18 protein-coding genes, 3 pseudogenes and 1 riboswitch are annotated in these 19,222 nt (G+C 43.2%); of the genes and pseudogenes, 6 read left to right on the top strand and 15 right to left on the bottom strand.

The window, feature by feature from the left end; genetic code table 11:
- Nucleotides 1-92: 92 nt before the first annotated feature.
- From OZ401_RS15785 to OZ401_RS25820, 4 genes are all read right to left on the bottom strand, one after another.
- Nucleotides 93-1,778, bottom strand: coding sequence for an ABC transporter substrate-binding protein (locus OZ401_RS15785; protein WP_341471413.1), 1,686 nt, complete (start codon nt 1,776-1,778; stop codon nt 93-95).
- Nucleotides 1,779-1,796: 18 nt separating this feature from the next.
- On the bottom strand, nt 1,797-2,801 hold the full coding sequence (locus tag OZ401_RS15780) for a uroporphyrinogen decarboxylase family protein (protein WP_341471412.1): 1,005 nt from the start codon (nt 2,799-2,801) through the stop codon (nt 1,797-1,799).
- Nucleotides 2,802-3,058: 257 nt separating this feature from the next.
- Nucleotides 3,059-3,175: riboswitch (SAM riboswitch) on the bottom strand.
- A gap of 275 nt (nt 3,176-3,450) precedes the next feature.
- Nucleotides 3,451-3,717, bottom strand: a complete 267-nt coding sequence (locus OZ401_RS15775) for an integrase core domain-containing protein (RefSeq protein ID WP_341471411.1) — start codon at nt 3,715-3,717, stop codon at nt 3,451-3,453.
- Between the two features lie 15 nt (nt 3,718-3,732).
- On the bottom strand, nt 3,733-3,936 hold the full coding sequence (locus OZ401_RS25820; protein WP_425607639.1) for a transposase: 204 nt from the start codon (nt 3,934-3,936) through the stop codon (nt 3,733-3,735).
- Here OZ401_RS25820 and OZ401_RS15765 point away from each other — a divergent pair.
- From OZ401_RS15765 to OZ401_RS15755, 3 genes and pseudogenes are all read left to right on the top strand, one after another.
- Nucleotides 3,892-4,340, top strand: a pseudogene (locus tag OZ401_RS15765) (transposase). The gene OZ401_RS25820 and the pseudogene OZ401_RS15765 overlap by 45 nt on opposite strands.
- Nucleotides 4,341-4,396: 56 nt before the next feature.
- A protein-coding gene (locus tag OZ401_RS15760) for an IS3 family transposase (protein ID WP_341471410.1) occupies nt 4,397-5,552 on the top strand; the annotation gives its coding sequence in 2 pieces (ribosomal slippage) (nt 4,397-4,672 and nt 4,674-5,552; 1,155 coding nt in all).
- A 376-nt stretch (nt 5,553-5,928) separates the two neighbouring features.
- Nucleotides 5,929-6,228: pseudogene (locus tag OZ401_RS15755) on the top strand (ISKra4 family transposase); the annotation flags it as partial.
- 250 nt (nt 6,229-6,478) lie between these two features.
- Here the strand turns inward: OZ401_RS15755 and OZ401_RS15750 are convergent.
- The 7 genes from OZ401_RS15750 to OZ401_RS15720 form a co-directional block, all read right to left on the bottom strand.
- Nucleotides 6,479-9,073 carry a hypothetical protein gene (locus OZ401_RS15750; protein WP_341471409.1) on the bottom strand — a complete coding sequence of 865 codons (2,595 nt, stop codon included), beginning with the start codon at nt 9,071-9,073 and terminating at the stop codon, nt 6,479-6,481.
- 77 nt (nt 9,074-9,150) lie between these two features.
- Nucleotides 9,151-10,005, bottom strand: coding sequence for a class I SAM-dependent methyltransferase (locus OZ401_RS15745; protein WP_341471408.1), 855 nt, complete (start codon nt 10,003-10,005; stop codon nt 9,151-9,153).
- A 40-nt stretch (nt 10,006-10,045) separates the two neighbouring features.
- Entirely contained in the window at nt 10,046-10,435 is a 390-nt protein-coding gene (locus tag OZ401_RS15740; protein ID WP_341471407.1) for a DUF2304 domain-containing protein, read from the bottom strand.
- Nucleotides 10,432-11,121 carry a glycosyltransferase family 2 protein gene (locus OZ401_RS15735; protein WP_341471406.1) on the bottom strand — a complete coding sequence of 230 codons (690 nt, stop codon included), beginning with the start codon at nt 11,119-11,121 and terminating at the stop codon, nt 10,432-10,434. Before OZ401_RS15735 ends, OZ401_RS15740 begins: the two co-directional genes overlap by 4 nt.
- Nucleotides 11,122-11,153: 32 nt before the next feature.
- The gene (locus tag OZ401_RS15730) at nt 11,154-11,519 is read right to left on the bottom strand and encodes a DMT family transporter (RefSeq protein ID WP_341471405.1); all 366 of its coding nucleotides are present in this window, start codon (nt 11,517-11,519) and stop codon (nt 11,154-11,156) included.
- A gap of 148 nt (nt 11,520-11,667) precedes the next feature.
- Nucleotides 11,668-12,573, bottom strand: a complete 906-nt coding sequence (locus OZ401_RS15725; RefSeq protein ID WP_341471404.1) for an IS3 family transposase — start codon at nt 12,571-12,573, stop codon at nt 11,668-11,670.
- Nucleotides 12,570-12,911: a transposase gene (locus OZ401_RS15720; protein ID WP_341469227.1), complete on the bottom strand. Its 342-nt coding sequence runs from the start codon at nt 12,909-12,911 to the stop codon at nt 12,570-12,572. The genes OZ401_RS15725 and OZ401_RS15720 overlap by 4 nt, the downstream gene beginning before the upstream one ends.
- A gap of 107 nt (nt 12,912-13,018) precedes the next feature.
- Between OZ401_RS15720 and OZ401_RS15715 the strand changes: the two genes are divergently transcribed.
- The gene (locus OZ401_RS15715) at nt 13,019-13,315 is read left to right on the top strand and encodes a hypothetical protein (RefSeq protein ID WP_341471403.1); all 297 of its coding nucleotides are present in this window, start codon (nt 13,019-13,021) and stop codon (nt 13,313-13,315) included.
- Nucleotides 13,316-13,575: 260 nt separating this feature from the next.
- Here the strand turns inward: OZ401_RS15715 and OZ401_RS15710 are convergent.
- Nucleotides 13,576-14,181, bottom strand: a pseudogene (locus OZ401_RS15710) (transposase); the annotation flags it as partial.
- Between the two features lie 161 nt (nt 14,182-14,342).
- Nucleotides 14,343-14,891: a peptide-methionine (S)-S-oxide reductase MsrA gene (msrA, locus tag OZ401_RS15705; RefSeq protein WP_341471401.1), complete on the bottom strand. Its 549-nt coding sequence runs from the start codon at nt 14,889-14,891 to the stop codon at nt 14,343-14,345.
- A 425-nt stretch (nt 14,892-15,316) separates the two neighbouring features.
- Here msrA and OZ401_RS15700 point away from each other — a divergent pair, with 425 nt between their 5' ends.
- A complete protein-coding gene (locus OZ401_RS15700) occupies nt 15,317-16,798 on the top strand; it encodes a phytoene desaturase (RefSeq protein WP_341471400.1) in 1,482 nt (493 codons plus the stop codon).
- A 40-nt stretch (nt 16,799-16,838) separates the two neighbouring features.
- Here the strand turns inward: OZ401_RS15700 and OZ401_RS15695 are convergent, their stop codons facing one another.
- Nucleotides 16,839-17,687 carry a metallophosphoesterase family protein gene (locus OZ401_RS15695; RefSeq protein WP_341471399.1) on the bottom strand — a complete coding sequence of 283 codons (849 nt, stop codon included), beginning with the start codon at nt 17,685-17,687 and terminating at the stop codon, nt 16,839-16,841.
- A gap of 583 nt (nt 17,688-18,270) precedes the next feature.
- Between OZ401_RS15695 and OZ401_RS15690 the strand changes: the two genes are divergently transcribed.
- Nucleotides 18,271-18,669, top strand: coding sequence for an RNA recognition motif domain-containing protein (locus OZ401_RS15690; RefSeq protein ID WP_341471398.1), 399 nt, complete (start codon nt 18,271-18,273; stop codon nt 18,667-18,669).
- A 57-nt stretch (nt 18,670-18,726) separates the two neighbouring features.
- On the opposite strand, the gene OZ401_RS15685 is transcribed toward OZ401_RS15690, so the two are convergent.
- The gene (locus OZ401_RS15685; RefSeq protein ID WP_341471397.1) at nt 18,727-19,215 is read right to left on the bottom strand and encodes an NUDIX hydrolase; all 489 of its coding nucleotides are present in this window, start codon (nt 19,213-19,215) and stop codon (nt 18,727-18,729) included.
- Nucleotides 19,216-19,222: the final 7 nt, after the last annotated feature.

Raw genomic sequence — 19,222 nt, 5'->3', positions numbered from 1 at the left:
ATGAGCGGGAAAGCCTTTCTTTTTCCTTTTTAGGATTGCGCAAAGACTTCCCGCCTGATTTAATTAAAACTCTGCCTTTTCAAGCTACTAACCTATTTTTGAAACTGCCACTCCCGTAGGTTCCAGAAGATGTTAACCGGGTGAGTTTTAGGTCCGTTCAGGTTTACGTTAAAGGCGTGCAATTCGTTCTCGCTGTAGAGCCAGAGCTTGGCTACATCGTTGTCCAGCACTACCTGCAAATCAGCATAGAGCTTCTTGCGGGCTGCTTGGTCGGTAGTGTTGAGCGTGGCTGCGGCAAGGCGGTCAGCTTCAGGATTGCTGTAGCCGTAGAAATTGCCGGTTTTAACCAACGCAGCGTATTGGTCAGGGTCATAAACCGGGTTCCAAGCGCGACTAAGTCCGTCAAAGTCTTTTGCTTTGCGTTTGGCGCCAAAAACGGCGGCATCAACCGGGCTGACGGTGAGATCAATCCCTATATCCTTGAGATTTTGCTGAGCTACGGTCAGTGCCTGTATCAAGGCGGTATCGTAAGTATTGACCAAGAAAGAAATCTTAAAGGGCTTGCCGTCTTTTACCAGTATGCCATCCGAACCGGTGGTAAAGCCTGCTTCAGTCAGCAATTGCTTGGCTTTGGCAGGGTCGTAGGGATGCTTGGGCGCTTCTGAATTGTATGCCCAAGAAGCAGGGGTCGCGTTCGAGTCGATAACTACTCCATGACCTAGCAGCACTTTATCTACAATGCCCTGGCGGTCAATCGCGAACAATATTGCCTGACGCACTTTCACATCTTGCAGGAAGAAGTTCTGGTGATTGGGCGCAATGTCATAGAAGCGCGGCGTTGGGTTTTCCAGCACTTTAGAGCCGGGAATACTTTCAATTGTCTTCAGGTCGCGGGGCGTTACCGGGGCGTAATTAATCTCACCGCTTCTAAGTTGGGTTAGCAACACATTCTGGTTAGGCAGGATTTTAATAATCACCTTGCCAATGTTCGGAGCACCCAAGAAGTAATTAGTGTTGGCTTCTAGCACATAGCTGCTGCCCTGTTGCCACGATACCAACTTGTAAGGACCACTACCTACCGGCTTGCGTCCAAAGTCGGTCTTATTCAAATCCTGACCCTTCAAAATATGCTGTGGGACAATCCCGCGAGAGCAGCCTCTCGAAAGAAAAGTGGGGTCGGACTGGCTCAAGGTAATTTTGACGGTCTGCGCGTCAATAACCGTCGTAGATACTACCGCTTCAGCCCCTTCATTGCTACTGCCCGTATTGGCATCTATAAGAGAGTCGTAAGTGAATTTAACATCATCCGCAGTCACCGGCTGTCCATCCCACCAAGTAGCTTTGGGGTTTAGCTTAAAAGTGTATTCCTTGCCGTCCTTGCTAATTTCCCAACTACTGGCGAGACGCGGACCTATGGTGCTATCCGGCAAAAACTGAGTAAGTCCATCGAACAAAAGCGTTTGCGGAGCATGTTCCGGGAAATGATCTGCCAGAGTTGTTAGCGGGTTAAGGTTAGCTAACTCTACCAGCGTGCCGATGATAAGCTGAGAATTAGCCGGATTAGTAGCGGCAGCGGTAGTATTACCCGTTGCGGTAGTTGCGCCATTTGTCGCACCAATAGTATTACTGCTCGAGGTAGTCGCGGCAGTAGTAGCGCTACTGGATGTAGTAGTGACGGTAGCATCGCCGCAGGCTGCCAGTAATGCGGCAATCATCAACCCGATCAAGGTTAAGGCATAGCGGCGGGGGGTTTTGGTACTAAAACTTTTCTTGGACATAAAAATAAATCTCTCCTCTTAAGCCAGGGCTAACCGACCCTGTATAGTTTCTTTAACAGCCAGCAAATTCTCTTCTGGGGCGTTCACCGGGAAGCCACAGCCGGGAGTCAACAACAAGCCGCGACCTTCTAACTGATTAACCGCATCATTTACTTCAGCAGCGACCTCTGCCGGGGTTCCATTGGGTAAAGTTTCGCGGTTATTAAGTCCACCGGCTAACGTCTTGTTGGTAAAACGACGAGCTTCTTTCAAAGAAGGACCACCCCCACGGTCATGCCAGTTCAGAGCGTGGTAGGAATAATTCACAATCTCTTCAAAAGCGATAGTCTCACCATGCGCGTGCAGGAAGAAGAATCCGGTTGAGGGGAAGAGTTTTTCCAATACAGGGCGGTCAAAAAGGTCGCCCAAATTAGGTTGACCATCACCTGATGTTAAAATGCGTCCCGGTTCTTGAATGGCATAAAAGAGACCATCTGCTCCATTCTTTAAGGTAGCTTCACCAAATTTAAGAACCGTTTCAGCAATCGCAGAGAGTCCGGCTTTCACCGCTTCCGGGTCAGCTTTGAGATGTTCAGCCAGCCCTTCTTCCCCTGCCAACTTGAGACCAATCATCGAAGGCGAAAAAATAGTGGAAAGAATCGGGGCATCGCCCTCCAATTCCTTCGCCAATTTCTGCAACACGATAAGTTGCTCGCCCAATGTCCCATGTGTGGGGTCAAGCAATTCAAGCTTCCGCCAATCTTGGGGTGTTTTGATAACATAATCGGTAATCAGTAAATTACCAGCGGTAGGGTGGTAACCGTTAGGGCGAAATCCCCAATCCTCGGTGGTAAAGGAACTGCGAAACATTACCTTTACAAAATCCTGCTCGAACTTGCGGTGCAGTTCTGCCGTAGCCTTGACCAATTCATCTGGATTCTGATCAATAACCGGGAAGTGCCGCCAGAAAGCGTACGGTACGCGATCAGGTTGTCCGCCGGATAAGGCAGTTTCTACTCGTTTCCACTTTTCAGACGTAGCCATAACTCCTCCTGAGAGTCTTTTCTAATAAATTAGTTGCTAACCATATTTCTGGCAATACCTAACCAGACCCCACCTAGGCGCAAAGACCTACAGGGTTTTTTTGCAATACTCATAGAACCGGGGCATATGCTAAGCCACGGCTAATTCGATTGGTTACGGCTTAATAACGTGGGATAATAAAAACCCACTTATCAAGTTTAGATAAGGGGGCGGAAATTCCATTATTCTCTGCGTTTGTACGCTTTTTGAACAGGACTCCCTTATCTTGCGACCACCTGATGAACAGGTAGCGCCGGAATTGGCACCTTACGCTTACATTGCGCGGGTTGCCGGGCTTCACAGGGCCTTATACCCTCCACCTCTCTGGATAAGAGCAATTTTCAATTTTTGTAATCCGTTCAGATTACATGCTAAAGATAATCTAGTTTATTAACATTGTCAAGTTTAAATTTGGTAAACAAATCCGGTGGGAGTTGCTGCGCTATGAGTAGTAAATCAGCAATGGCGCTACCCTAATTGGGTTTGGAATTACCAAAAGATGGAGATTTTCGACCAAAGGTTGGTGGTATAGTCGGACTATCATTTTTTGTAATATCACACAAGCGGGTAGGAACACTGCTTGATACTCTTCTGAAAATTGGAATGCACCCTATATAACCAGACCACATTCTAGCCGCTTTTGAGCCAACCAATTATGTTCAAATTCTATCGGCGCTAAGTAACCCAAAGACGAATGTAAGCGACCTTCATTATAAATCCGTTCTAGCCAATCTTCCAAACCCACTGCTACCTCTGCCAAATTCTGAAATTCTTCTAAATAGAGTTTCTCATAACTAACCGTCTTGGTAAAGCTTTCAGCCATCCCGTCCGGGCATGTCAATAGTTTTGTGTAAATGGAATTGATTGCTGAATTCAAATAGTTACTCTTTCCTTAAAAACAGATCGAAAGCTGGTTCAAAATACATGCCCAATTAGGTATCGGCATGGTCCAATCGCTGGTAATATCACAATTTGCTAGGTAAAATAACTTCCTTACTGACTCCGCGGAGGGAAAAGCCCCCTTGGTTTTGATCACTTTACGCAATTGGCGATGGTAGCTCTCGACGGAATTCGTGGTGTAGATCAGCCGCCGGATATCAGGTGGATAGTCGAAATAGGTGGACAGCTCCGCCCAATTGTTCTCCCAGCTCTTTACCGCAATGGCGAGTTCGAACCCACCCTACTCAAAAAGTACGGTCATAACACCAACGAACTGGAAGAAAAGATCCTGGGTCTGTATGGCAAAGGGCTCTCTATCCGAGACTTGCAGGAGACTTTACAGGATCTGTATGGGGTGGAAATCTCGCCCGCTACCATCAGCGCCATGATCTGGCCGATGGTAGAAGCCTGGCAGAACCGGTCACTGGCCCGATCATCTATCTGGACGCCATCTTTGTGAAAATGCGCCGGGAAGGCAAAGTCGAGAATATGGCAGTTTACAATGTGTTGGGGGTCGATCTGGAAGGGCGGCGGGATATTCTGGGTCATTGGGGAATATAATGAACCAGAAGAACTGAACAACTAAAAAGGGTTTGGTAAGGTGTATACTTAAAAACATGACAACACCTAGAAAAAAGTATTCACCCACATTTAAGTCTCAAAGAGTGCAAGAAGTGCTGGAAGGTAATAAAACCGTTACCCAGATAGCTTCTGAATATGGTATTCATCCGAATATGCTCACTAAATGGAAACAACTGGCTCTAAAAGGTCTGCCACAATCCTTTGATGAGCGTACTCAGAAGCAAATCGCGCTGCTGACCGCACAGTACGAACAAGAAAAAGAACAACTTTACGCCGAAATAGGTCGCCTGACTACACCGCTCAGGTGGTTAGGAAAAAAAAGTGAAGCAGGCTTTGCCCAGGTCGGTCAGATTAAGCCTAATCGAAACCCAAAAAGCTGAACTCTCACTCTCAAAACAAAGTGAGTTGCTAGGAATTAGCCGTTCCAGTTTGTACTACCGCTCAGTAGCACCAACCGAACGAGAAATTGAGCTCAAACACCGAATTGATGAGATTTACACCGTTTACCCTTTTTATGGATATCGGCGAATTCATCAACAATTACTGCGGGAAGGCAAGCACCTCAACCGCAAAACGGTGCAAAACTATATGCGGGAGATGGGGCTAGAAGCAATCTATCCTGGTCCTAATCTTTCGAAACGAGATCAAAAGCAGCGGGTATATCCCTATCTCTTAAGGAACCTGGCTATAACCAGACCCGCTCAGGTATTCGGTACCGACATCACATATATCAAGCTCAAACACGGTTGGCTTTATCTGGTGGCTGTCATCGACTGGTACAGCAGATATGTGGTAAGTTGGGAATTATCTGATACTTTGGAAATCGATTTTGTGCTTAGAACTACCAAGCGAGCGTTGGCGAAAATAAAACCGGAGATCTTTAACAGTGACCAAGGTAGTCATTTTACTAGTCCCAAATACACTGCTTTGATATTGGGCGCAGGTGTAAAGTTAAGTATGGATGGACGTGGGCGAGCACTAGATAATGTTTTCACCGAAAGGCTCTGGCGTTCCTTAAAATATGAGTGTGTTTATTTAGCACAATTTGAGAACCCCAAAGAAGCAAAGCTAGGGATTGGTGAGTATTTCGATTTCTACAATAATACTCGACCTCATCAGGCTTTGAAATATCAGACACCGGCTCAGGTTTATTTCAATACCGTGACACCAGTAATTATGTTAAAGAGCTAAAAAGAGTTACTAGCTATTTAACATTATTAGTTCTATAGAAAGGACTGTATCACTCCTTAACCAAGCTTTTATTTTTGTCTTGACAAACTGGGTCATTTCACAAATGCACTATTGAACTTACGGGACACCCAACCATTCAGCGCGTGCGTAAGCTTATCGCGGATAGCCAGTCGCATAACTGCGCTGTAACAAGCCTAATTGCCGCTACTAGCGCTAATGGTCGGGGAACAGTCTTTGCAAGTCGGTCTTCTCCACTGCTATCCAGTTATGAAGCCGTAAGTCGAGACCTCGGTTCTCCCGTTACCATCAGTCTATTAGCTTTTGAGTACTTTGCTGTAGTCTAAGCTCTTCTTTGTTCAAAACTATTATATAAGGAGTGCGGGAAATGTCTGGCTACTTGAAAGCTAATCGGAACTACCTGGTTAATTACGGTGAACGGTATCGTAATGGGGAAAGGATTTCGACTGGGTTTGTAGAATCAACCATAAATCAATTAATTAGCCGAAGGTTTGTGAAGAAGCAACAAATGAAATGGCGACCTAGAGGAGCGCATTTGTTGTTACAGGTCAGGGTTAAAGTGATTGATGATGAATTGCACCAAAGATTTTGTGAATGGTATCCAGGGATGCAACCACTCAACACCGAAACGGTGGAGAAAGTAAAGCAAGCGGCCTAGCACACATTTGTTCTAAAAACCGCCCCCAGTTTGGAACGGTCTCCTTATAGTGCTCATTTTATAACCTTCGTTTGAAATTGCGGTAATGTTAGTAGCTTCACTTCTTGGTAGCGTACTGAATTTTAGACCTTTCTTATATTTTGTCAATCTGAATATAGCAGCTATCGGTGCGCAGCCCTGTATTCTAGCACATGCTGAGCTACTGAAATGGTCGGAGCGTACCGCTTAAGGTAAATTCCCCCGTAAAAGTTTATCCTTCTGGAGTTATATATCTATAAGTTTTTAAGTATAGTTGGTATTGAATATAGCTCTGACTTTTTATAGCACCATATAAATTTTTATACCCTTTAAGCAAATACCATGTGGCTCTACTTATAGCATCTTCCTTACCAGACCCATTCTTTAAACCTAGCATTCGATCTCCTGAATACACATAAATAAGTGCAGTTATATAATCTTTAGTCCCAACCAGCGTGTAGAAATCGGCGTAATTTGGTATTGAGCGTATATCCTTAAAGCCTTTTTGCTGTAGTAGTAAGGTTAAATCTCTAACAACCTTATCATAGGGGTCACTTGAGCTATAGTAATAATTTTGAGGATTAGTATAGCTAGAGCTCCCATTCAATTGGACTGCGCTAGGATATAGAGGTACTCCAGCTACTGTGTCAATATCATATTTTTCTGGGATTGCTACTACTTTTGGTGATACAGTAGCTGTTAGCATGTCTGACGGGTAATTTATTTTAAAGAGAAGTTCTCCAGTTCCTTCTTTATTAAAATAAACTTGCTGTAGATATTGGTTAATTGGGAATAATTGTAATGCGGGATACTGAGCTGCATATATAGCAATATGTGTAATATTAGTATCATGTAGATATTGTAGTGCATCTTCCTGAAAAATACTCCAATGTTGTAGACCAGTAGGTCCCATATAACTTAATCCATCAAATGCTTCGACTTTGCAGTAAAGATAGTAAGGTATAACTATACCTCCAGCATCATAAACCTTATCGGTATTTGGAGAAAGATTTGCATTTATATACCTAATTAATGGGATCCATCTTAATTGAACATTTTCTTCGGGATCTCCATGATATAAGTATTCCCAAGATATTTGTATCTTGGAAGCAGTTACTCCCGGCTCGGAATACTTTTGGAGTGGTAGAATAAGTTGACTATTTAATGTTGTTACTGCTAACAATACAACTAGTAAGCTAACTTGAAAAAATCTTCCTTCCCAACCTGTCCACTTAAAAGTTAATGCACAAAAACTGATTGCTATGGCAGCAATTGGGAGCACTGGAACCGCATATCGGCTCACCTGTGCCCCGGAAATAAACCATAATGCCATCCAGAGAGTGCAAAATATTCCCAATCCAAAGAATAATCTATTTTTAGGATTCTTCTTAATTATTAGATAAGCTGATAGCATAACTATAATCGGTAAAAAAATCAGAAATCCAGGTCCAATTAAGGTTTGAAACTTAATTCCCTGCGTAACTAATGACCAAGGCAGTATAAGGAAGTCTTGAAAGGATCGTCCAGTTCCATAGCCCTGATAAATAACTGAGACAAAGTTCTCTACATAGCTATTCCAATAGGGAGATTTGAAAATATTATTTAAGAAAGGGTATGTTGGGTTACCTGTTATTGCATAACTTCTAGTAAGCCATGGTAAAGCCCCTATAATAACTGCCAAACCAATTATACCTAAGGCAGGACATAAATTATAAATAACCTTCTTAAGATTAAGGGGTTTCTTATTCAAATCTAAAATAGACAAGGTAATAGTGCCTATAATTATTGCAAGAGTAAATGCCCCAAATGTTTTAATTCCTAAAGTATAGCCCCCTAAAATCCCGATCAAGAAAAGCCAATTAAGTGTTCTATTACCAGCTTTCCACCTCAAAAAAGCGTGTACAATTAATAGTCCATAAAACGCTAATGGCAAGTCATTGTAGCCAGTGGCAGAAAGCCAACTAACAACAGGTACGTTGATAAAAATAAGCGCAGCCAGAATACCTTGTAGAATAGACCCAAAGTAGGTGCGACAAAAATATATAATTGTTAGAACTGTAAGTACAGCCTGCCCCCAGTGGAGTAATTTTGCACCGATCACACCAAATAACTTAACAAGAGCGGTATAAAGTATCTCTTGATAAGGTGATAAGGCTGCTGCACCAAGCCCAGTTGTTTTCATTGGATCATAAATTCGCTCTTGGAGGGCGTAATGAGCAGGTGGTCCAAGATGGTAATATCGTGCATCCCAATTTATTTCTGGACCGAGAGCACCCAATAAAGCTATATATAAGTTAAATAGTAATAATAACCCAAGACCAAGTCCGATCCAAATCTTCCACTTGCTATGAAAGGTTTGTTCTCTTTGCTTAATTCTATTTTTAAGAGACCGGAATACCTTGAAGATGTACCACAAACTAGATAAAAAAGCTAGGACAAGCAAAGGAATCAAAAGCCCCAAGTTTAATAGACCTAAAACTCCAATTACTAATGTCACGAATGTAAAAATTATAAGACCTAGAGCCAATGAAAATAGAGTCTCCTCAAGAGGATCCCGCCAATTTAAATGCACAGGCTTGAGAAGCATATTGCCTGGACCAATTGCAGAAAAGAGAAAAAAAATAAGAGCCAATAGTAAATGAAGGTTAAGTGGTAGTCTGGTTATAATATCAGGATAATATTTAGCATCTGCTTTGATAGCTTCCCAAGCACTTGGGTTATTAGAGTAAATACTTTCTTTGAAGACATAAATACTCCACCCGACAAATAATATACCCAGAGGTAGTAGTAATAGACGTGCTTTAATCCAACCCAATTTACTATTCAAAGTAGCTATACTCCTTATAGGATGTTGTTAGAGTGTTGTGCTAGTTAGGAAAATCTACCGATTATGTCCCGCCACAATTAGTTTGCTACTTTCCTAGCTATCGTATAGGTGATATCAAACAAATTAAAATATAAGGGTAAATTGGTTAAGCCAATTTTCATAATAGACGAATATAGATCTGGTTTGTTATAACCTAAGACTAATAAATTATGAGCGGCATGTTGGATGCTTCGATAATTACCGCAATACTGGTTGTATGTTACTTCATAGCCGTAATTTGAAAGCATTTTTTGAAGAGTTTTTCTAGAAAAATAATGAAGATGGGTCGGAGGGTGGATTAAACGCCACTTTTCTCTTCTAAAGCGCGAGTTAAAGCTATCTAAGTCTCCTGTAGTTATTGCTAACAAACCTCCTTTTGGCATATTTTTAGCAAATTTTTCGATATATAAATGTGGATTACGAAGGTGCTCAATAGTATCCCACATACAAACTACATCAAAACTTTGTTCATTTATCGGATGCGTTAAGAAATCTGCTTGGATACAGTCAAGCTTAAGTACATCATGTGCATATTTGACGCCGTCTTCCGTAATATCTATACCCTTAGCAATTTCAAAGTAGGGTTGTGCAATTTCTAAGAAGAATCCATAAGCGCAACCGATTTCTAATAGGCTCTTATGTCTTTCTGCTTGAAGAAACCGCTGTAGAGTTTTAAATCTCAGACGAAAATTTCTTTGGAATAGTTTTCTATCACCCAAGTAATCGCTATATTCTTCCCCAAAAAAATAATTCTTCTTGTATATCGTGAATAACTCTTCATCGCTTAATTCCATGTCTGCCGTACTATGCCCACATTCTTCGCATTTGACAACCCCTTTGTATAAAGGAGAAAATTGTCGGTTTTTACATACAATGCATTCGAGGTTTCCCAATGGTGCACTCCTTACAGATTGATGGTTTGTGTCCTCTAGTTTAATGCTCGCTGCTATCTGAATCCTTAAATTCACCGTCTTCCATCAAAACTTGAGCGGTTATTTTATCTGATATGCCTTCCATAGGATTACTGATAGCTTGGTTCCTAATTAGCGAGGTTATTTGAGCTTCCATTTTTTTATAATGAGAGGCTTGATTAAACATTTGAAATAAGCTGAAAATTATAAAAGAATAAAAGATTAAATCAGCACCCCGTCCTATTTCCAACTTTTTTGCTATTGCTGTTGTCAACTCCGGATAGATAACTGCAATAATTCCAACCAATAAAATACTTAGATAGATAATTCTATCAGTCAATAGGCTCCTGAATCGAAACACATAAATTAGTAAAATGAGCAACCCGCTCAAAAAAACAAACTGACTGATCATTTGAGATTACCTCGTACTAAATCCCAGATAATGTTAATACTATTTAAGAGACTCTGTCCTTTAGCTTTAGAATAATCAGTATAAATTATGGTCACTGGTATTTCACAGTATTTAAGCTTATGGTCACTAATTTGAGATAATATTTCGGAGGCATGCGCCATTCGATTTTGTTTAATAGAAATTTTTGAGGCAGCTCTAGTAGTAAAGGCTCGAAGACCATTATGCGTATCTGTTAATTTTAGATGTGTGCTAAAGCGACTGAAAGCTAGGGCTAAGTGAAGCATTATTCTCTTGCTAAGAGGAAGATTAATAGTCCCATTTTTTTCTAGGAAGCGCGAACCTAGAGTTACTTCATGAGTACCGCTTCTTAGAGGATTAAGTAATTTTTCTATATCTTGCACTTGGTGCTGACCATCAGAATCGAAAGTAACAATATACTTTGTTGTGGAGAAGGTTAGTGCGTAGCTGATTCCTGTTTGTAAAGCGGCACCTTGCCCTAGGTTATAACAATGGCGTAGCAGGGTAACAGGGTATTTGAGGACTTCTTTTGCCGTATTATCATTTGAACCGTCGTCAACTACGACCACCCGATACCCTGTTTGCATCAAGTTTTGAAGTACCAACCCAATTACTGCTTCTTCTTTGTACGCCGGGACTACAATCCAGACATCTTCTTTATCGCCCATAAAACCCCTTTTAAGTTCAAGTATGGCTTTGTTTATCGGCTGCCCATCAATGCTACTCCTAAGCAAATAAAACCCACTGCTAATCCTTGCTGGAAAGTCACATCTTCTCTCAAAATAAATTTTGCTCCTAATAGGGTTACAACATAGGTCAGACTAATAAATGGGTATATATAGCTCAGATCAAAGCGCGATAGGAGATAAAACCAAACTAGCATTGAAATCCCATAAAAAATACAACCCACCAGAAAAGTGTAGTTAGTAAATAAATGGAAAAGGGAAATCCAAATGGATTCCCCATCTTTTAGGATTCCACCCGATTGGTCAATGCCTTTTTTCCACAATATTTGCCCACCAGCAAGAGCTAATATTTCAAGCCCGATGATAAGAAAAGTGAACAAGTAACTTAAGACCTCCTATGTATAAAAAACACTCCATTCAGTGCTTTTGGTTATATAATACCATCCGTTGGCTCACTTTGCGAAGGTGACAATTCCGTCAACAGGGGTTATGGGTTTAGTTTAAAAGAAGGGGTTCCTGGAATGCCCCCTATATGACCAGACCACATTCTAGCTGCTTTTGAGCCAACCAGTTATGTTCAAATTCTACTGGGGCTAAGTAACCCAAAGACGAATGTAAGCGACCTTCATTATAAATCCGTTCTAGCCAATGTTCCAAACCCACTGCTACCTCTGCCAAATTCTGAAATTCTTCTAAATAGAGTTTCTCATAACTAACCGTCTTGTTAAAGCTCTCCGCCATCCCGTTCTGCTGCGGTCGCCCCGGTTGGCTGTGGCTTACTACCGCCCCGATTGCAGTTAACTGCTCACGATACTCTCGACTGGTGTAGTTCGAGCCCTTGTCGGTGTGATGGATCAAACCTGCTTCTGGTCGCCTCTGCCCTATTGCCATTTGCAAGGCCCGCAGGGTCAACTGAGTATCATTGTGACGGCTCACTGCCCAGCCTACCACTTTCCGGCTGAACCCATCCAATAAAGTTGCTAGGTAACCTTCCTCTTTTTTGGTGGCTACGAACAACACATCCCCTACCCAAGCCCGATTCGGGGCGTTGATCTCCCCAGCTTGTTTAGCCGTCACCAACCGATTTGCCTCTCTGGCAGCTTTAGGATCATTGACACTGGTCAGTGGTTTTCTCCTTTTCCACCGTTTCCAGCTTAAACCCCATTTCTTCAGCAAGCGCCTCACTCGCTTGTGGTTGATCTTTTCCCCACCCTTCTGTAAGGCTTTGGTTACGCGCCGATAGCCATAGCCGCTGTAAGTACCTAGTATTTGCTCCACCCGTTGCTTCAGGCTTTCCTCCTCCGGGTTGGCTTTTTCCACCTTATTTTGGCGTTGGTAATACCAAGCCCGATTGACCCTAAACAGGTGACATAATTTCCTCAGAGAATAGCCCAGTCCTTGCTTTTGGCTGAGCCGGTATAACCCACCGATCATTTCACACCGTTGGGCGACGCTGAGGTATTCAGCATCTCCGAGACTTTTTTTAAGATAGAAATTTCAAGAGCCTGCTGACCAGCCAGCCGTTCCAGTTCTGCTACCCGCTGCCTGAGAGCGGTTATCTCCTGCTGCTCAGTGGTAGCAGGGGTAGTACGGGATTGGGTAGCAGTTGTGAAGGCGACTTCTCCCTTTTCCCGGTATAATTTCTTCCAGTTATGGATCAGGCTCTCACTCAGATTATGCTCTCGGCACACTTGGATTACGGTTTTCTCCCCGCTCAGTACTGCTCTCACTATTTTTAGCTTAAACTCGGGATTAAAGCTTCTTCCCTGCATTTTTCCAGTCCTTTCTCAAACTAAGCTCCTTCTATTCTACCCATTTCTTCTTAGTTTGTGGTCTGGTATTCCAGGGTTCACTCCAGTGGATAAAAAGCTGTCACGGCTTGAGATACCTGCGCAAAGCCGATCATAAGGGGACAGTTCGAGTAGATAAACACCACTACTATGTAGGAAAAGAACTGGCGGGGAAGTATGTGCAGGCGGAAGTGGACGGCGTACAAGGACAATTGGTGTTTTGGAATGAACAGCGTGAAGTGAAACGGGTAGCAATCAAGGGCTTGATCGGACAAGAGTTAGGTTATGAGGAATTTCTGAAGTTACGGTTGAAGGAAGCAAAGAGTGAGCGGCGGCTAGCGGGAATGAGAACCAGAGCGAGGCAGGGCATCGCCTTCGATAGCTAGCCGGAATAGCTGAAAAGGGAGAAAGGCAGCACGCCAGCCGGAAAGCCGGAAGGTTAGAGGTGTACTTTTGCGGTCTGGAAGCGGAAGAGGAGTGGTATGTACGGTGGGGAGTGTAATTGAAGAAGGCAAAAGAAGTGGAAAACGAATTTCCAGACAAATACCAGGGGGAAATAGCCTGATGGGAAGGAGCTATTGCTCTCTCAGGGGGGCTACGAAGTGTCGAAGAATAGTAGAGGGTGTTGCTACGGGTAAACAGTACACTGGCTGATATAAGCTTTATCCCGTACCACTGTTAAACCTGGGTGGTTTTCTAGTAATTCTAGCCCCACCCTTAAATCAGGCTGGTTCGCCCCCGCTAACTCAAAGTCTACTATTACACCATTGAAGGTCACCAGCAACTGCAACTTGTAGCCAAAAATAGTTTGTTTCTTAGTGGCGACCTTACCATAACGAGCTCCCTGACTGCTCCAATAAGAGCGTGCAGGCGAAAAATGAGCGTGCCTAAACTCGATAATCGGTAAAGGTAGACTATCCAGCACAGTTTGCTGTTCCTGTGCCAGGTCCAGTAAAGCTAACAGAGACTGCCGAATACAATTGATTGCTCCCATCAGATTACGTCTGCGTCGGTTGAAGCGACTACGTTCTGGGATATGTAGGAACAAGTACTGGTAGTTTCGCCAGTTGCTAATCAGTTCTGTTTCCTGATCCCAGCCTTTACACTCACCCACCACAGCCAGGGTAATAAGCTCACTATCAGAGCATGCTGGTTGTGGTCCAGTGCGTGTAAAAGCTGGGCTTAGCTCTTTCCACAGATCATCAATGATAACGAAAGCCCAAGTGCAAAAATCTTCGAAATTGGTTATCATGTTTTTATCCCTCCGATTGGTATAGGTTGATTCGCACCTTCTATACGTTTCGGAGGGTATTTTGTTTTATCTAGCACAAGACCCTTATTAGAACAAGCACATATGGTAGTGTGTATTCTAGCAGATTCAAGCTGAGAGGATATTCGCCAAGAGGCTAAAACCTACTTCTTGAGCTTATCAAGGTAATATTTGCGGAATTTGGCAACTTTAGGCGCTACTACCGCCCTGCAATAAGGCTGTTGAGAATTATTGGCGTAATATTCCTGATGGTAATCCTCTGCCGGATAATATTCTGATATAGGTACTACTTCTGTAACAATCGGCGCATCCCATATTTTGGAACTATTCTGTTCGGCAATGACTCTTTCGGCAATAACCCTTTGCTCGTCACTATGGTAGAAAATCGCCGAACGGTATTGAGTACCTACATCATGCCCTTGTCGATTCAAAGTGGTTGGGTCATGGATGGTGAAAAAGACCTGCAAAAGTTCCTCAAAGGAAACTACCGCTGGGTTGAAAGTAAGCTGAACTACTTCGGCATGCCCGGTGGTTCCGGCACAAACCTGTTTGTAAGTTGGGTTTTTAACCTTCCCACCTGCGTAGCCTGATACAACGTCCTCAACGCCTTTTAGCTCATCGTAAACCGCTTCCAAACACCAAAAGCAACCGCCCGCAAGGGTTGCCAATTCTTTTTTATTTCCATTTTGCATATATATTTCTATCCTTTAGCTTGATTAAGTTGCCATTCAGGCGAATAGCATAAGTTCTCCAAATTTTGTTGTCTAGGCATTATATTGAAGTAGGGCGCTTATGGCTATATGCCAGCGCTTTGTAACTTGGAAGTTGTAAGACCTCCACCGCTAAAGCTACCAAATTTCACTTGAATTGAAAGTTGCTTCCAACCGCTAGAATTTCATTTTGATATAAAATCAGTAAGGTCAGGCTGGTTTCAATGAACCGAACTGACTTTTCTGTTACTATGCAGTTCGCATACTGAAGTATGCTCTAAAATCACTTGTATATATTTTCACGATTTGTAAGTCTTGCTACCTTATCGCAATGAGATTTACATTACTATAAATCGAAAGCACTATAGGTGTTTTCCTAATTTGTCTAAAAGACCTAGGGGAATTTTATGAAAAAACGGATAATAGTCATTGGCAGTGGATTCGGCGGTCTGGCAGCGGCTATTCGCCTTGCTGCACAAGGACACGAAGTCGAGATTTTTGAAAAAAGAGATAAACCCGGTGGGCGGGCTTACGTTTTCGAAAAAGATGGTTTCAAGTTCGATGCTGGACCAACCGTAATTACCGCGCCATTCATGCTCGATGACCTTTGGAAGGCTGCCGGGAAAAAACGCGAGGACTATTTTGAACTAGTTTTATGCAATCCCTATTACCGTATCTTTGACCATATTGGCAGACATTTTGATTACACCAGTAATGAAGAAGATGTATTAAGGGAAATCGCTAAAATAAGCCCGGCTGATCGAGATGCCTATGCGCCTTTCATGAAATCATCTTACGCTATTTTCAAGAAAGGTTTTCTGGAACTATCGGATAAACCCTTTCTAAAATTTACCGATATGCTCAAGGTCGCGCCCGATCTCATCAAGCTAAAATCCTACCTAAGTGTTTATACCTATGTATCCAAGTTCTTCAAGGATGAATTTATACGGCGTTGCTTTTCATTCCATCCGCTTTTGATTGGCGGCAACCCTTTTGTAGCTTCTTCGATCTATGCGCTGGTGGATTACCTTGAGCAAGAATGGGGTATTCTTTATGCAATGGGCGGTACAAACGCTATCGTCTCTGCTATGGTCAAGCTTTTTGAAGAACTAGGCGGCAAGTTAAACTTAAATAGCGAAGTGCAACAGATACTGGTGCAGAATGGAAAGGCTACCGGAATAATGCTGCGCGGTGGTACGATTCACCACTCCGACATCGTTGTTTCAAATGGAGATGTGGCAAATACATATCGTGAATTGATAGCACCGCAAGCTAGAAAAAAGAATACCAACCAGCGTTATGAGCGGCGAACATCTTATAGCATGTCGCTAATGGTGATATATTTCGGGACAAACAAGCGCTATAACGATGGCAAGCTGGCGCATCACAATATCATTCTGGACGAAAGTTATAGAGGCTTGATACAAGACATCTTCAAGACCAAGAAGCTTTCCAAAAACTTTTCCCTGTACCTACACATGCCTACCAAAACCGACCCAAGCGTTGCGCCGGAAGGGCATGAAACCTTTTACGTACTTTCACCCGTACCTAACCAACGTTCCGGTATAGATTGGAGTACTCAGGCAAAGCCCTATAGGGATGCAATCATGAATTTCCTTGAAAAGAATTACTTGCCCGATTTGAGCAAGCATATTGTTATGGAACACATGGTAGACCCGCGCTATTTTGAAAACGAGCTTAATAGTTATCTGGGAACGGGCTTCTCAGTGCAACCGACCTTGCTCCAATCGGCGTGGTTCAGACCGCATAATCGTTCTGAAGATATTTCGAACCTGTATATTGTAGGGGCTGGTACTCATCCGGGTGCTGGTATTCCGGGGGTGCTTTCCTCGGCGGTAGTAACATCAAATCTCATAGGACCTGCCTAATAATAAGCAGCGGGGCGGTGGAGTTATTCCACCGCTTTTTTTACCACTCAATCATTATTTTTTTATGATATTCCGGGATGTCGCGACGAGGAGAAAATCCGGTGATATGATATTGCACCAGAGCAAGTAATCTGCTCATACGTGCCGTCTCGTCACCACCTTCTATGCGGGCGAAACTGATCTGAACCTCATTGTTATTAACCTCTATCACTGGAAAGTTCAGGCTGTTAAGGGGTGCGTTTAACTGAAGTAAAAACCAATTATTCTGGCGCACTAACTTATGAGTGTGGGTATGACCACAGAAATAAAAGCCGGGACCTTTATTCCAACCTTCGAGTATTTCCAATACTTCACTACTGTTGGTAATGTGGAAATCAGGAATGCGTGTGCGCTGTAATAATTCGTTTAAAGGGTGATGGGCAATAATAAAAACAGGACCACTTGAGGTGTTATCAAGTTGCTGCGATAACCAGTTTAGCTGCTCTGGGTCAACTATGCCCCTTGTATCGGTGCGATGTCTGGGAGTGGAGGTGTCCAGCACCAAAAACTTACTGACTTTACTTCCTTCTGTATTTGCCTCTATCTCATAATAACTGGGGGATGGATTAGAAGTATAATAAGCTACTTCGCGACGGCTCATTTTCCAGAGGTCATGATTGCCATTGGCTAGATATAGCTGCTCAATACCGGCACGGCGGGCACATGTTCGCAGACCATCAAACTCATCCGGGTGACTATTATTTGAAGCGTCTCCGGCAAGGAAAACCAGTTCCGGTTCGAACTTTTTGACTGTGCGAAAAAGACGTAAATAAAACTCATCTCGCAACTGTCTTAGCGAACCCAGCGAGTATTCAGAAAAATGCAAATCCGGCAATACGACGAAACGCAATTCTATCAACCTATTTTCTAGACATTATTTTAGCTCAGTATAGCATAGTAGGCAGAAAATGTTTGTAGCCAGAGTTAAAATACTTATAAAAACGGTAACACTCAAACTCTCGTAAAGATTGAAAGTTTAATCATCTATTAGATTAAAAAAGTTAAATAATATGGGCAACTGAATTTTAAAAAATTCAATCCAAAGTATTTGACAGACCGTATTCCTTTGCTATAATGTAGGTGGGGCGTGTACGCTCCACGTGGTTAAACCGCGTATTATTATTTTACCGCGTACCGAAGGATAGTTGGTTAGTAGAGTTCCATCCTCAAAAATTCAAGAGCAAGCCTGGCACTCGAACCTCGAATCTGATTCGTGTCCACCTCCCGGAAAACAGTGGGGCTTTCTGTATTACCGTCCCGCAAACAGGTTTAAGCCGGATCGAACCCGTTTTGAGTATGAGCTTATCCGGACTTGGTAGTAAAGTCTAGGTAAGGCTGTGAAAATGACACAGCCTGATATGCTTGTAGCTGTATATGGTATATTTTTTGTTATCACTTCCCTTTGGGGAAAGAAAGTGAAGGTTAGTTTTAGTATGACGGTTAAACTGTTTGTCGGCAACTTGTCTTTTAAAGCGACCGAGGACTCTCTGCAACAACTGTTTGAGCAGGCAGGTGAAGTTATCTCTACTCGCATCGTGACTGATCGCGATACCCAACGTCCACGCGGCTTTGGCTTTGTAGAAATGAACACTAAAGAAGATGCCACCAAAGCAATCCAGATGTTCGATGGTTATATGCTTATGGGTCGTCCTATTGCAGTAAACGAAGCTCGCCCTCGTGAAGAAGGCGCACCTCGCGGTGGCGGTGGTAATCGCGGCGGCGGTGGTCGCGGCGGTTACGGCGGCGGCGGCGGTTACGGCGGCGGTGGTGACCGTGGCGGTGACCGCGGTGGTTACGGCGGTGGTGACCGTGGCGGTCGCGATCGTTACTAGAAAATAAAAAAAGAGGAGGGTGTTTAGAACCCTCCTTTTTTAATTCACAATTTATGGTTAATCTAGCGCTATTTGGCGGTCGCCTGTGGCAAAATGGTGTATTATTTTGCCATCAAAGGGGAAAGCCAGCTCAGGTAAAGCATCCAAACTGAAGAAAGCCAGTTCACTTACTTCCTCAGGTTCAGGAGTCATATCAAGAATACTACCCTTTACCTCAGCCCGGTAAACTATCAAAATATTCGGGTTGCTAGTATCGCTGTAAACACCCAATAAAGCTGTTAGGGTTACATCAAGGTTGGTTTCTTCTTTTACTTCACGGAGGGCAGCTTCTTCTACTTTTTCGCAGCGATCAACAAAGCCGCTGAGAAAACTCCATTTACCTAAACCGGGATTGATATTGCGCTTGCCCAGCAAAACTTTACCCTCATATTCTACCAACACCACCGCTACTACTTTTGGGTCTTGAAATACTATATAACCGCACATTGGACAGGTGGGACGGATTGTCCCGAAATTCAACAGGGCTTTCAGTGGAGTAGCACACATCGGGCAA

It is taken from the genome of Candidatus Chlorohelix allophototropha (assembly GCF_030389965.1).
Taxonomy (GTDB): Bacteria; Chloroflexota; Chloroflexia; order Chloroheliales; family Chloroheliaceae; genus Chlorohelix; species Chlorohelix allophototropha.
The sequence above is the reverse complement of the archived record's forward strand: the minus strand, read 5'-3'. Positions and strand labels throughout refer to the sequence as shown.